This window comes from Bacillota bacterium (assembly GCA_040754675.1).
Classification (GTDB): domain Bacteria; phylum Bacillota; class Limnochordia; order Limnochordales; family Geochordaceae; genus Geochorda.
Window position 1 is genome coordinate 1 of the sequence record JBFMCJ010000067.1, and the last position, 12,574, is coordinate 12,574.

At 65.0% G+C, this 12,574-nt stretch carries 15 protein-coding genes; 9 read left to right on the forward strand and 6 right to left on the reverse strand.

From position 1 onward, the window contains the following. A partial coding sequence (locus AB1609_05990) for a type III pantothenate kinase (GenBank protein ID MEW6046018.1) occupies positions 1 to 669 on the reverse strand: 669 nt, incomplete at its 3' end. Further along, a complete protein-coding gene (locus tag AB1609_05995) occupies positions 653 to 1,441 on the reverse strand; it encodes an ECF transporter S component (GenBank protein ID MEW6046019.1) in 789 nt (262 codons plus the stop codon). The genes AB1609_05990 and AB1609_05995, both read right to left, overlap by 17 nt. 340 nt (positions 1,442 to 1,781) lie before the next feature. Between AB1609_05995 and AB1609_06000 the strand changes: the two genes are divergently transcribed. Then, a complete protein-coding gene (locus tag AB1609_06000) occupies positions 1,782 to 2,078 on the forward strand; it encodes a hypothetical protein (GenBank protein ID MEW6046020.1) in 297 nt (98 codons plus the stop codon). Continuing rightward, positions 2,068 to 2,658, forward strand: coding sequence for an alpha/beta fold hydrolase (locus AB1609_06005; GenBank protein ID MEW6046021.1), 591 nt, complete (start codon positions 2,068 to 2,070; stop codon positions 2,656 to 2,658). The genes AB1609_06000 and AB1609_06005 overlap by 11 nt, the downstream gene beginning before the upstream one ends. 61 nt (positions 2,659 to 2,719) lie before the next feature. Here the strand turns inward: AB1609_06005 and AB1609_06010 are convergent, their stop codons facing one another. Beyond that, a complete protein-coding gene (locus AB1609_06010; GenBank protein ID MEW6046022.1) occupies positions 2,720 to 4,882 on the reverse strand; it encodes a glycoside hydrolase family 3 N-terminal domain-containing protein in 2,163 nt (720 codons plus the stop codon). A 395-nt stretch (positions 4,883 to 5,277) separates the two neighbouring features. On the opposite strand from AB1609_06010, the gene AB1609_06015 reads away from it, so the two are divergent. Beyond that, a complete protein-coding gene (locus AB1609_06015) occupies positions 5,278 to 5,613 on the forward strand; it encodes a hypothetical protein (protein MEW6046023.1) in 336 nt (111 codons plus the stop codon). 74 nt (positions 5,614 to 5,687) lie between these two features. After that, positions 5,688 to 6,611 carry a HepT-like ribonuclease domain-containing protein gene (locus AB1609_06020; protein MEW6046024.1) on the forward strand — a complete coding sequence of 308 codons (924 nt, stop codon included), beginning with the start codon at positions 5,688 to 5,690 and terminating at the stop codon, positions 6,609 to 6,611. 32 nt (positions 6,612 to 6,643) lie between these two features. Here AB1609_06020 and AB1609_06025 read toward each other — a convergent pair whose 3' ends face one another. From AB1609_06025 to AB1609_06035, 3 genes are all read right to left on the reverse strand, one after another. Continuing rightward, positions 6,644 to 6,988 carry a hypothetical protein gene (locus AB1609_06025; GenBank protein MEW6046025.1) on the reverse strand — a complete coding sequence of 115 codons (345 nt, stop codon included), beginning with the start codon at positions 6,986 to 6,988 and terminating at the stop codon, positions 6,644 to 6,646. 15 nt (positions 6,989 to 7,003) lie between these two features. Then, positions 7,004 to 7,438 carry an ABC transporter substrate-binding protein gene (locus AB1609_06030; GenBank protein MEW6046026.1) on the reverse strand — a complete coding sequence of 145 codons (435 nt, stop codon included), beginning with the start codon at positions 7,436 to 7,438 and terminating at the stop codon, positions 7,004 to 7,006. Between the two features lie 288 nt (positions 7,439 to 7,726). After that, positions 7,727 to 8,140: a Uma2 family endonuclease gene (locus tag AB1609_06035; GenBank protein MEW6046027.1), complete on the reverse strand. Its 414-nt coding sequence runs from the start codon at positions 8,138 to 8,140 to the stop codon at positions 7,727 to 7,729. Positions 8,141 to 8,176: 36 nt separating this feature from the next. Between AB1609_06035 and AB1609_06040 the strand changes: the two genes are divergently transcribed. The 5 genes from AB1609_06040 to AB1609_06060 are packed head-to-tail and all read left to right on the forward strand — an operon-like array spanning position 8,177 to position 12,573. Then, positions 8,177 to 8,881 carry a GntR family transcriptional regulator gene (locus AB1609_06040; GenBank protein ID MEW6046028.1) on the forward strand — a complete coding sequence of 235 codons (705 nt, stop codon included), beginning with the start codon at positions 8,177 to 8,179 and terminating at the stop codon, positions 8,879 to 8,881. A 44-nt stretch (positions 8,882 to 8,925) separates the two neighbouring features. Then, positions 8,926 to 10,023 (forward strand): Ldh family oxidoreductase, encoded by a 1,098-nt coding sequence (locus AB1609_06045; protein MEW6046029.1) that lies wholly within the window; start codon positions 8,926 to 8,928, stop codon positions 10,021 to 10,023. Further along, the gene (locus AB1609_06050; GenBank protein MEW6046030.1) at positions 10,020 to 10,700 is read left to right on the forward strand and encodes an RraA family protein; all 681 of its coding nucleotides are present in this window, start codon (positions 10,020 to 10,022) and stop codon (positions 10,698 to 10,700) included. Before AB1609_06045 ends, AB1609_06050 begins: the two co-directional genes overlap by 4 nt. Next, positions 10,697 to 11,578 (forward strand): amidohydrolase family protein, encoded by an 882-nt coding sequence (locus AB1609_06055; GenBank protein MEW6046031.1) that lies wholly within the window; start codon positions 10,697 to 10,699, stop codon positions 11,576 to 11,578. The genes AB1609_06050 and AB1609_06055 overlap by 4 nt, the downstream gene beginning before the upstream one ends. Before the next feature lie 35 nt (positions 11,579 to 11,613). Further along, the gene (locus AB1609_06060) at positions 11,614 to 12,573 is read left to right on the forward strand and encodes a tripartite tricarboxylate transporter substrate binding protein (GenBank protein ID MEW6046032.1); all 960 of its coding nucleotides are present in this window, start codon (positions 11,614 to 11,616) and stop codon (positions 12,571 to 12,573) included. The last annotated feature ends 1 nt before the right edge of the window (position 12,574 follow it).

A 12,574-nucleotide genomic window follows, 5' to 3' on the forward strand; every position in this document is an offset into this window, starting at 1 on the left:
GTACTCGCCCGTCGCCACCACCTTGGTGGGGGTACCCAGTTCCCGCTGGATGCGCCGCACCAGCCCGTCGGCCTGCCCGGCGAAGCCGTAGAGGATGCCCGACTGCATGGACTGGACGGTGTTGCGCCCGATAACCCGCGGCGGCCGAACCACCTCCACCCGAGGCAACCGGGAGGCGCGCTCAAACAGCGCTTCGGTGGCGATGCTCACCCCGGGGGCGATGGCTCCGCCCAGATAAGCCCCGCCGGCATCGACCGCGTCAAAGGTGGTGGCCGTGCCGAAGTCGACCACAATCACCGGCCCGCCGTACGTCTCGTACGCGGCCACCGCCCCGACGATGCGGTCCGCGCCCACCTCGCGGGGGTTTTCGTAGCGAATGGGCATGCCGGTGTGGATGCCCGGCCCCACCACCAGCGGTTCGAGGCGCAGGTCCCGGCGCACGAAGCGTTCGACGGCGGCAAGCGCCGGCGGGACGACGCAGGCGACGGCCACCCCGTCCACTTCGCCGAGGCGTTCGCCGGCTCGCCCGAAGAGCACCTCCAGAATGACGGCCCACTCGTCGGAGGTGCGTTCAGCCTGGCTGGAAAGCTGCCAGTGATGGAGGAGCTCTCCCTCCCGAAACAGACCCAGCGCCGTCGTGGTGTTGCCCACGTCAAAGGCCAGCAGCATGCCGCTCACTCCTCTTGGGCCACGCCGGAGCCATGCGCACCAACCCCGCCCGCCGCAGCGCCCGGTAGACGGCGACGGTCAGGACCGTGGCCACGAAGGCTTCGGGCAGGCCGTGGAGCACGGCGATCCCGAGCGAGACCTGCCAGGGCAGGTAGGCGCGCCAGGTGGCCAGGCCCAGCACCCCGACGGTGTTGGTCAGGCTGCCCAGCAGCGCCGCCAGCGCAGGCCCGACGTCCTGCCGTCCGAGCAGGCGCAGGGCCAGCCACGCGGTGGCTGCGGCCACCGCCAGGGCGGCGGCGAGCCCCACCGGGGTGACGCCCGGGTAGGGCGCCTGCACTGACGTCGGCACCCGGCTGGTCAGGCGATACGTCGCATCGCCCAGCGCCGCGGCCACCAGCAGGGCGACCGCCCACCGCCCGGCCCTGCCCCCGGCGGCCCGGAACGCCGCATAGGCCACCAGCCCGATCAGGATGCGCGGCCCAAAGGCTACCAGCGGGTCGCTGAACATCATCCGCGCGATGGGGTTGGGCGCCTGGGTGAGGGCGCGCCAGAAGCTGAACGCCCCGAACAGGAAGCCGGTCGTCGCGCCGGCCGCCGGGCCCTCGGCCAGGGCGGCGAGGATGACGGGGATGTGGAGGGTGGTGGCGGCGCCGGCGGGCGTCGGGACAGGAACGAACCCGGCGGGGGTGAGGCCGAGGACCGCGACCAGGGCGCTCATCAGGGCCGTCACCAGCAGGGTGCGGATGCGGGAGTGGGTCTGGACAGCGTGCATGGGGATCCCTCCGTTCCGGCTCCGCACGGCGGGCGGATGCCGTTCGTTGGGTGCTGACGAGGCCCGCAATCCCCCGGTTCGTGCGGTGCGAAGCGGCAGCTTTCGCCCGCCCCGGGGGCTGCGACCAATCTCAGTATACAGCGACCGCCCTTGAGTCCGGAATGCCATCATCGGGACGCAAGCAGGACTCGAGCCCGCAGCGGGCCGTGCAGACCGTACGAGAGGTGCAGCCGTTCCGGGAGCGACGCGTGATCTGTCATAACCACCATGCTATGATGCGGCCAGGAACGGTGCTCGTTTACGGGCCAGGGTATCAGTTGGAAGTCACGGGAGGAACGCCATGGCGCCCGACCTGTTCCACGGCTCCGGCGATGCCGCGGAGTTCATCGAGGAGGAGCCGGTGCGCTTCAGTTCGCTGGGCCAGCAGGTCGTCGGGGTCATCCACCGCCCGGTCCGGCGGGTGAGGAGGGCCGAGGTGCGCGGTGTCGCCGGAGAGGCCGCGCACGCGCCGTCGGCACTGGCGCCGCCCGGGGTGGTGCTGTGCCACGGCTTCACGGGTACCAAGGTGGAGGCCCATCGGCTGTTCGTGAAGACCGCGCGCCCTGGCTCGAGCCGGCATCGCCGCCCTGCGCTTTGACTTCCGAGGTTCGGGGGATTCTCCCGGGGAGTTCGAGGAGATGACCGTGAGCGGCGAGGTGGAAGACGCCCTGGCGGCGCTTGCGTTCGCCCGAGAGCGCGTCGGCCGGTCCGTGGCCTTGCTCGGCTTGAGCCTCGGCGGCGCCGTGGCGACCCTGGCCGCCGTTCGGGACGGAGACGTGGCCGCCATGGTGCTGTGGGCCGCCGTCGCCCATCCGGCCCGCTTGGCGCAGTTCATGGCCGCCCACCATTCGGGCGAACCGTCCGTGCTCATGTGGCAGGGGCACTTCGACCTCGGTGGCAACCTGGTGGGAAGGGCCTTCGTCGAGGAGCTGCCCCGCCACCAGCCTCTCGCCGCGGCGGCGCAGTACAGGGGGCCTGTCCTGGTGGTTCACGGCACCCGGGACCAGAGCGTGCCGCCAATGGACGCCACCGCCTACATGCAGGCGTTCCCGGGGCCGGACAAGACCCTGCACCTCGTAGCCGGCGCGGACCACACCTTCAACCGGGCCTCGTGGGAACACGAGGTCATCAGCACCACGGTCGCATGGCTCAAGGCCAGGCTCCTGGAAAGAGCGTAACGGTCGTGCTCGATGTAGTGCCATAGGTTGGCACGCCCTACCGGTCGAGGACGAGGGGTCCTCACGAACCCGCAGTTTCGGGCTGCCGTACCACGACCTCTGCTGCCAACCCGCCAACCATGACGCGATAGACCCCCGTCTCTACGATGGGGTCGGCATCCCCAAGAATGTCCCCCGGGATCACTGCAAGCCGCGAGAGCGGAATATCGAAGTGAACCGTCCTCGTCTCGCCGGGCTGAAGGTGGACCCGCTCGAAAGCCACTAGCTGGCGTATAGGTCTCAAAACGGAGCTGTATTCCCTGCTCGCGTAAACCTGGACGACCTGGTCGCCTTCAAACCTCCCGGTATTGGTAACGGCTACGGACACATGGGCGACGCCGTCCGGTGCCGCTTCCCCGGTTGCCGTCAACTTCGCGTACTCGTACCTGGTGTAACTCAGGCCGTAGCCGAACGGGAACAGGGGATCGTACTCAGGCGTCGGCCATTCTTCGCCGCGCAGGTGGTTATAGAACAACGGCACCTGGACGAGGTCCCGAGGCCAGCTGAACGGCAGCTTGCCGCTGGGATTGACCTTGCCGAACAGGACGCCGGCTACTGCTGTCCCGCCTTCGCTGCCAGGCAGATAAGCCATAACGACCGCGTCGGCTGCCCGTACCACCTCGGCGATTAGAAGAGGCCGGCCCGCTATCAGAACCACCACGAGGGGAGTTCCTGTGGATGCAAGCTTCTCTGTCAATGCCTTCTGCCCGGGTGGAAGTTCGTACCCTTGGATGTGAGCGTCGCCGGGCCCCTCCGCGTAGGGAGTCTCGCCAACGACCGCCACGATCACGTCGGAGCGTCGAGCAGCGTCGATCACCTCGGTAAAGTCCCCCCGTGCGCTCCACCCGGGTACGTAATTCACCTTGGTCCCCAAAGGAGCGGCTTGCCTGAGCCCCTCCAGGACCGTCACGGCAGGCGGCACTTCGTAGCCGGACACCCCTTGCCAGCCAACGGTCCACCCTCCGAGCTGGCTCGCCACATCGCCGGCGCTTGGGCCTGTGACAAGAATCGAACCGACATCGTGGGACAAGGGAAGGACGTTGTCCTTGTTCTTGAGCAGCGTGATAGACTCAGCCGCGGCCCGTCGAGCAAGCTCTTTTCCGGCTTCGACAGCCGCCCGTGCCTTCGAAGGGTCGACGTAAGGATTCTCGAAGAGCCCGAGCTCGAACTTCAGCGTAAGGATCCGGCGCACTGCTTCATCGATACGGTCCCTTGGCACCATGCCCTCTTCGACGAGCGAGATTAGCGCCTGCGTGAAGCCAGCCGCATCGAGCGGAACCATGTACATATCGACGCCGGCCATGATACCGAGGCGAACGGCTTCCCTGAACGTGGGAGCGACGCGGTGCACGCTCTGAAGCTTGTGGATGTCCTGCCAATCGGATACGACGACGCCGCTGAAGCCCAAGCCTTTCCGCAGCACGTCCGTGAGAAGGTACCTCGACGCGTGGACCGGTACGCCGTTCACTGACCCGCTATTGACCATGACCGTCCGGGCCCCGGCCTCAATTCCTGCCTCAAAGGGCGGGAGAAAGACCTCTCGCAAGGTCCGCAGGGGAATGAGGGCGGGGCTTCGGTCCTGGCCGTTCAGCGGCTGTGAGTAGCCGACGAAATGCTTAAGGGTCGCTGCGACCCTACCAGCAGGCGCCAGCCCAGTTCCTTGGAGTCCGCGAACGGCGGCGGCCACGAGTTCGGAGGCCAGGTACGGGTCCTCACCAAAGGTCTCATAGAAGCGCCCCCAGCGGAAATCCCGTCCCACGTCCGCCACCGGCGCGAAGTTCCAATGGATTCCGGTGGCCCTAACCGCCTGGGCCGTTACCCTGGCAGCCTCCTCGACCAGCTTGGGGTCCCACGTAGCCGCAAGCCCGATCTGGTGGGGAAAGAGCGTCGCCCCCAGCACGTTGTTATGGCCATGAACCGCGTCGATCCCATACACGATGGGAATTCCGAGGCGCGTCTTTTCGACGGCCCATTGTTGCAGGGTGTTCGTCACCGCTGCCCACGTCTCCGGGTTGTTCGGAACGGGGCTGGCCCCGCCTCCGCTCAGTACCGAACCGACGTGGTTGTCAACCAATACCCTCTTCAGCCACTGTTCGTTCAGCGGACCCCGGTCCCATTCGTTCTGGCCCATGAGCCGCGTCAGGGTGATCTGCGTCATTTGCCCTACTTTCTCAGCAAGGCTCATGCGCCTCAGCAGGTCTTCGACCCGCTTTTCGATGGGTTGCGCAGGATCCTTGTAAAGTGGTGTGTCTCGTTCCGCAGCCTCGAGAGCAACCTCTGGGGCGCAGAGACTCAAAAGGAGCGATATCGCAACAACCGTTCCCCTGAACGTTCTCACGGGGCACTCTCCCTTCTGCTGCGTAATGTGGTTTTCCGCCGGTGCCGTGAACCCACCCCATTGCGTGTACTTCGAGGTACCTCACCTAACTCCTATTTCAGTGCCGCGAGCAGATGGCCGGCAGGTACGGCTTCAATTGGAGACGGCGCTCCATCGACAACCGATTGGCGGCCGAAAGAGACCCAACTCATGAGGCACTCCCTTCCCGGGCACCCGCCCGCTGGGGCGGGAGGTGAGCGGGGTTGCTCAAGGCGCACGAGGCTCTCCACGTCCAGGAGCACATCCGAACCCAGCTTCCTCGGCCGCCGAGGCCGCGGCGCCCGAGCTTCGCGAGACATTCGCCCTTCTGTGCCAGGACGGAGGGTGGTGCCGTCCGGGTTCCTTGGGACTTCGACGACCCGGCCCCCGATGCCCCTCGCGACACTTCCGCGGCGGCCATCGCGGCGTCTGCCCTGCTGGAACTGGCCGCCGCGGACCGTACCGATGCGGATGCCTGGCGTGAGGCGGCTATTCGCCTGCTGCTGTACCCGGGAGACTGCTGCCTGGCGCCGCGTGTTATACTGGGGCCGCCATGGTAGTGCGTGGGTTTCACGGTCGTGGCGGAACGCGTCGGGCGAGCCTACCTTCGGTCGTGCAACCCGGAAGTCCGGCGGTGCGGGAGCTGGCCGGCCGGTACGGCCTGCGGCTGGTGGTGCTCTTCGGATCGCAGGCCCGAGGGTCGGCGCGACCCAAGAGTGACTACGATATCGCCGTGCTCACCTCCGAAGGATACGCGGCTCGCCGGGCGCCGCTCGCACTCGCGCAGGCGCGGCGCCTTCGTACCCTCCACGCCGAGCTCCAGCGCCTCCTCGGCACGGGCCGCGTCGACCTGGTGGTGCTCGACCGCGCGTCCGCGCTGCTGTCACACCGGGTGGCCCGTGAGGGAATCCCGCTCTTCGAGGAGTCTGGGGGTGAATTCGCCCGGTTCTGCGTCCGAAGCCTCCAGCGAATGGACGACGCCAGGGGGCTGATGGAGGCGGAACGGCGGTTTCTCTCGAGGCGATTCGGCACGGCTCCAGACCACGATGCCGGTACGCTCGGCAGGCAGCCGTCAGGGGGTAAAGCCCTGATTGACGCTGATGTGGTTCGCCGGAAGATACGCAAGCTGGAACAGTATCTTCGGCAGCTCCAGGAGGCGCGCCCACCCTCCCTGAAAACCTACCTGGAATCGTGGCAGACCCGGCGTGTGGTGGAGCGGCTGATTCAGTTGATCGTGGAGGTCGCAAACGACATCAATACGCACATGATCGTCGAACTCGGCCATCCACCTCCGGATGACTACTTTGAAGGGTTCACACGGATGGGCGAACTTGGTGTCTTGCCGGCGGATCTCGCCGCGCGCCTGGCCCCGTCGGCAGGGGAACGGAACATTCTCGTACATGAGTATGAGTTGATCGATGATACCATCGTTTACGAAAGCATCGCCGACGCCCTCCAGAATTACACCCTCTACGGGAAGGCGCTCCTTGAGTACGTCGAGAAGCTGGACAAAGGTACACGCGGTTCCCTGAATCGAAGCGGGCGTCACAGCGAATAGACGAGGCCCGTATATCCCTGGAGTCCGAAGGGTCAGGATGACACTCGCCGCTGAGCGACGAACCTGGCCAGGGCCTCCAGCGCATCGACGAGGTTCGGGCCGTAATGGGCCAGGTAGTCGCCCGGCGTGATGTAGGTCGGTACGGCGCCCCAGCCCCGCTCGGCCAGCATGGCGGCGGCACGGCGGCCGGCTGCGGCCCAGGGCTTTGGTTCATAGACGATGAGGTCCGGTTTCAGGTCAGGGAGTTCCCGCAGGTCGGGGGTGAAGTACGCCCGCGGTTCGTGGTCGTAGACGTTCACCAGTCCCATCCACCGCAAGGCGGCCGCCAGATAACTGGCACGGCCGATGGTGATGGGGCCGCCGAGGTCGAACTCCACATAGAGGCGCAGGCCCTACCCCACCGCGCGCAGGCGCAGGAGCCGCTCGGTGAGGTCGGCGGCAAGCGGCGTCGCATCCAGCTTCGGCAGGTCGCCGATCAGCACGGCGTTTTCGAGCACACCCCACGGCGAGTGCGGCAAGGGAACCGGGAAGACGGCGTACCCGCGGCGCCGCAGTTCCAGCGTCAGGGGGTTTTGCACGCCGGTCGTGGTCAGGATGAGCTCCGGTCGCAGTTGCTCGAGCAGTTCCCAGCGCGCCTTGGTGTAGTTGCCCACCACGGGAAGCCGCCGGGCAGCGTCCGGACGGCAGCAAAAGCTGCTGCGCCCCACGAGCCGCTCGCCCCCACCGGGCAGGAAGACCGTCTCCGTGGCGTTCGGCGCCAGGCTGACGACGCGGCCCGGCGCGTCAGGGAGCTCCAGTTCGCCGAGCCATTCGTGGGCGATGCGCATGCGGCGTGGCGCCCCCTCACTCCGGCTGTCCGTCGAGGATGTCGGCGAACGCAAACCCGTCGCGTTCCACCACAGCGCCCCGGCGAAACGCCAGAACACCGCGTCGAGCCCGCTCCCAGCTAACAGGCCTCGATCCGCCTGACGGCAACGGTCGCGCCGGCGCTGCGTGACCGCAGTGGAAATCAACAGGGTCCGGCAGCCGGCGGAGGGGATTGGCCTGGGCGAACAGGCCTTACTCGGATACAACCGGCTCAACCAGTGGGCGCTTGGGTTCGACGGGCCCAGGCATCAGTTGGCGTGACGCCCCACCTCCAACCGCTCCGCCACATCCTGCCCCGACGCCTTGCCTGGCCCTGCCCGCTTCAGAGCGGTTCGGGGAGGAGGTTGCCCACCGGGACGGAGAGGCCAGGCAAGAGGGTCCTGGACGGCGTCGGGTGCGATGATACGGACACGGGAACGGCTGACGAACAGGAGGTCCGGCTGCACCACGTCCGTGGGCGTCAGAACGACGTCGCAAGGTGCCGGCAGGATCTCGCCGAGCTTCTTCTGGCGCACGGCCGGCGACAGCAGCTCCAGGAGATTGCGTAGGACGCGTAGGTGTTCGGTGCCGGGCGCAGGCGCCACCAGGAAATCGCCTCCGATCAGCTCGACGCGCCGTGCGTTTGACATGGTGTATAGAGTATGGTATACTTTTCTCCGCAAGCGGTACCACATCTCGAGGCTGGTGTTGCACCGGCGATGCCAACCGTTTCGCTAATCCGGTTACCTCTCTACGAACAGATCTACCGGGTCCTGAAGAGCCAGATTGCTGCCGGCGAGCTTCCACCTGGCTCGCCTATAAGCGATTACGAGGTGGCTACGCGTCTATCCGTAAGCCGCACCCCAGCGCGCGAAGCCATCAAGCGCCTGGTTCAGGAAGGGCTGATCCAGGTTCATCCGAACCGGCGCCTGAGCGTGGTGCAGCCGACCGCGCGAGAGATGGCTGAGACCTACGCTATGCGCGCGGCTCTGGAAGGACTTGCTGCCGGCATGGCAGCCCAGAACCCGATGCGCCGCCACTTGCTGGCTGACGCACAAGCAGCCTTAGATGAAGTAACGTCGGACGTCAATCAGATGACGCCAAGCCGATGGGGCCAGGTCAACAGCCTCTTCCACGACGCCATTATCAGGGTCGCCGGTTGTGAGCCGCTTGAGCGCATGCTGGACTCCATGCGGATCAAGATCACCCTCTGCCGGGCTTCCGCCCTTAGCAAGGTGAGGCAATTCGAACTCGCATGGGACGAGCACCGAGAGATTCTCGGCCTCGTTCTCGACGGGAAGGCAACCGATGCCGAACGAAAGATGCGCGCACACATCGTCTCTGCCGGCGAGCGCGTCATCAAAGCGGTGTTTGGTCACGCATCAGAATTCGCTGCAGCTAACAATTGGATGCTCGATGATTGACCAGCTTCTTCCAACCGACTCAATTAAGCGGAGGGACAGCACTCGTGCCGGAAGAGCAGGTTGCCCTCACATCCTCTCAGCTCCAGCAAATGGCTCTTATGCTGTGCACAGCAGCGGGCATTCCACAACAGGAGGCAGAGATCTTCGTCGACACCCTGTTGTCCGCAGATCTAGAGGGGGTTTCATCCCACGGCGTAGTTCGGCTTCCCGCTTTCCTGAGACGCATCCGCTCCGGATCGATATCGGTACCTTCTCCACTCCGATGGGTCAGCCAGCATGGGGCCCTCGCGCTACTCGATGCAGGAAACGGACTCGGGCAAGTAGCTGCACACGCGGCCATGAAATGGGCGATAGATAAGGCTGAACGGGTCGGTCTGGCTGCTGTCTCCGTGCGAAACAGCAACCATTTTGGGCGTGGGGCGTACTATGCCAGGATGGCCTCGGATGCCGGGATGATAGGGCTTGCCTTCACGAATGCTTCGCCGCGTCTTGCCCCAACCGGGGCTTCGGTGCCCTTCCTGGGAAATAACCCCTGGGCGCTGGCAGTCCCTTCGCACGGCGGATCCCCGATAATCGTCGACATGGCGTGCAGCATCGTATCGGCGGGAAGCATCCGCCTCGCGTTGCGGGAGCGCCGAACCATTCCCCCGGGATGGGCGCTCGACCGCCGTGGCCGGCCTACCACGGACCCCGCGGCCGCTCTTGAGGGAACGCTCCTTCCGGTAGGCGGTTACAAGGGCTACGCAATGAGCCTTGCCGTATCCATCCTCACTGCTTTCCTTGCGGGGGGAGCCTGGGACAGGGAGGTCGCCCCCATCGACGACTTGAACAAGCCGCAACGAGTAAGCCATTTCCTGGCCTGTATCGACCCGGGCTGGATCGGCTCACGAGCCGAATTCAGCCGCCGGTTGGCGATGTTTGCCGACACGGTCCGCAGGCTGCCGGCCGCCGAAGGAATGGACGGTCCCCGGCTCCCAGGGGATCGGGCGGCGGCCGAGCGTTCCCGGAGGCTCAATGACGGGATTCCGTTGTCCCGGGAACTGCTGAGGCAGCTTCGGGATCTCGCTCAAGAATTGGGAGAGGGCCATCGGTTTGAGGTGCTGGTGAACGAAGGTTCAGGCCGTGAGGGGAGCGCGCTATGACGGAAGTGGGACTCACATCGGATCTTCTGAAACACCTGTTGCGTCTCGGAACCCCAGCGTTGTCAGACGCGATGGACAGCCTGGGTGGGCCACCGCACGGGCTCGCGGGATTACGGCCCATTGGCCCCTCGAGGCAGTTCGCAGGAATCGCCTATACGGTGCGTTACGTGCCCCAGTACGAACCGGGGGGTACCGTAGGCGACTTCATTGACGACGTCCCGCCCGGCTCCGTTGTCGTGATCGACAACGCTGGCCGCACGGATTGCACTGTGTGGGGTGGCCTGATGACGCGCCGGGCCCGGCGGCTTGGTCTGGCGGGTACAGTTATCGACGGCGCATGCCGCGATGTGGAAGTCGCAGTTGATCTTCAGTATTCCATTTGGGCTCGGGCCCCGTTCATGGTGACGGGAAAGGACCGAGTGCAGCTTGCAGCGGTTCAGGAACCGGTCAACGTGTGCGGGGTCGGCGTCCGCCCCGGGGATGTGGTGATCGGCGACCAGTCCGGAATCCTGGTCATCCCCTTCGAGATGCTGCCGGAGGTGGTTCGGAGAGCCGAACGGATTGCGCAGGCTGAAGAGGAGATTCGCAGGCTCATCGATGAAGGAGTTTCTTTGAAAGAAGCCCGCGCTCACGTGGGCTACCACCACTTACAGCGGAAGGAGTGCCAATCCCAATGACCCGTACGGCAGTCATGCCCGTGGTAGACTTGCGCCTGCGACCGCCCTTGGGCTCGTTTCTGAAAGCGAAGATGTTCGCGTTGATAGAACGCTCGGCCCGGATGGGATTGGCAACAGGGATGACCCCGGCGCCGTCAGCTTTGGAGCGTTCGTTCGAGAAAACCTTGCAGGAAATGGACGAGGCCGGTGTCGTAGTCGCCATAATGCCCGGGATGGTGCGTGCCACTCCTCTCGACGGACAGATCAGCAATGACGAACTTGCGCGCATCCAGCAAGAGTCAGGAGGACGATTCGTGGGCCTGGGTGCGATCAATCCCCTTGACGGCAAGCAGGCGTTGGCAGAGATCGATCGCTGCGTACACGATTACGGGTTTCCGGGAATCGCCATGGAGCCGGGCCTTCTCCCGACTCCCCTTTATGTAGACGACAGGAGGCTGTATCCGATTTACCGCAAGTGCGAGGATGAGGGTATCCCCGTCCTTCTGATGACAGGAGGGAACGCAGGGCCGGACCCGTCTTATATGTCCCCGACGGCCCTCGATCACGTACTCGCTGACTTCCCATCCCTTCAGGTCATCGCTGCGCACGGGTCGTGGCCCTATGTGACAGAGGTGCTGCACGTGGCGTTTCGCCGCCCCAATCTCTACATATCGCCCGACCTCTACACGTTCATGCCGGGTGGAGATCTGTACATTCAGGCCGCGGCGACGTATCTGCAGGACCGGTTTCTCTACGGTAGTGCGTATCCGTTCTTGCCCATCATTGAGCCTGTTGGGCGACTCAAGGCGTCCGGCCCGCCGCCTGAGATCCTCGAGAAGGTGTTTTACAAGAATGCAGCGCGACTGTTCAAGCTCGACGTCGGCGCTGCGACCGCCTAAGCCCATCAAGACGGGAAGAAAGGGTGAGGTGTAGCATGCTGCGTGCAAGAGCTATCGTGTTCGTAGTCTTGATGGTAATGCTAGTGCTGACCGTCACTGGCGCGGGACTTGCGCAACAGTTTCCCCAAAAGCCGGTTACCGTCGTCACTCTGGGAAGCCCCGGGTCCGCCGCCGACATGTTCGCGCGCACCCTTGCGGGAGTGGCTGAGAAGTATCTGGGAAAGCCGATCGTCGTTGAAAACCGGCCGGGCGGCGGAGGCGCGGCGTCTATGGCCAGTGTGCGTGCGGCTCAGCCTGATGGTTATACACTGCTGCAGACGACGCGCAGCTCCAGCTTCCTGCTGGCTGGCGGACAGCTTCCCTTCGGGCCGGATGCGTTCATTTACCTGGTACGGGGTAATGCTGACCCATCTGCCTTGTTGGTGAGGTCACAGGATGGCCGATTTGGAACCGTAAAGGAGTTTGTGGCCTACGCGAAGGCCCATCCGGGGACTCTCAAGGTGGGTGGCGCTGGAACGGGTTCTTTCAACCACTTCGTTGCCGTCAAGTTCATGAAAGAGGCCGGTATCGTGTTCAGCTGGATTCCTTACAACAGCGGCTCCGATGCGCTGCTTGATCTCTTGGGCGGACGGCTGGATGCCATGATTCAGACGCCAGGCAATGCGCTCGGACAGATCAAGGCTGGCCAGGTGCGGGTTCTGGCGATCACCACTGAGAACCGATCGCCTTTTTACCCCGACGTTCCTACCTTCAAGGAAGAGGGCTACGCCATCGTGGAACTGAATTGGCGAGGCATCCTCGCACCGGCGGGTGTTCCCGAAGAGCGGCTGCGGGTGCTGGAGCAGGCCTTTACGAGGGCGATGCAGGACCCCGAATGGGCCACCTATCTGACAAACTTCCAGCAGGAAGACGCCTTTCTTCCGCGCAGCGAGTTCGGTCGCTCAGCACTTGAAGAAATCGAGGCAACCCGGGAGTTCCTGAAGAGCCTTCGGTAAC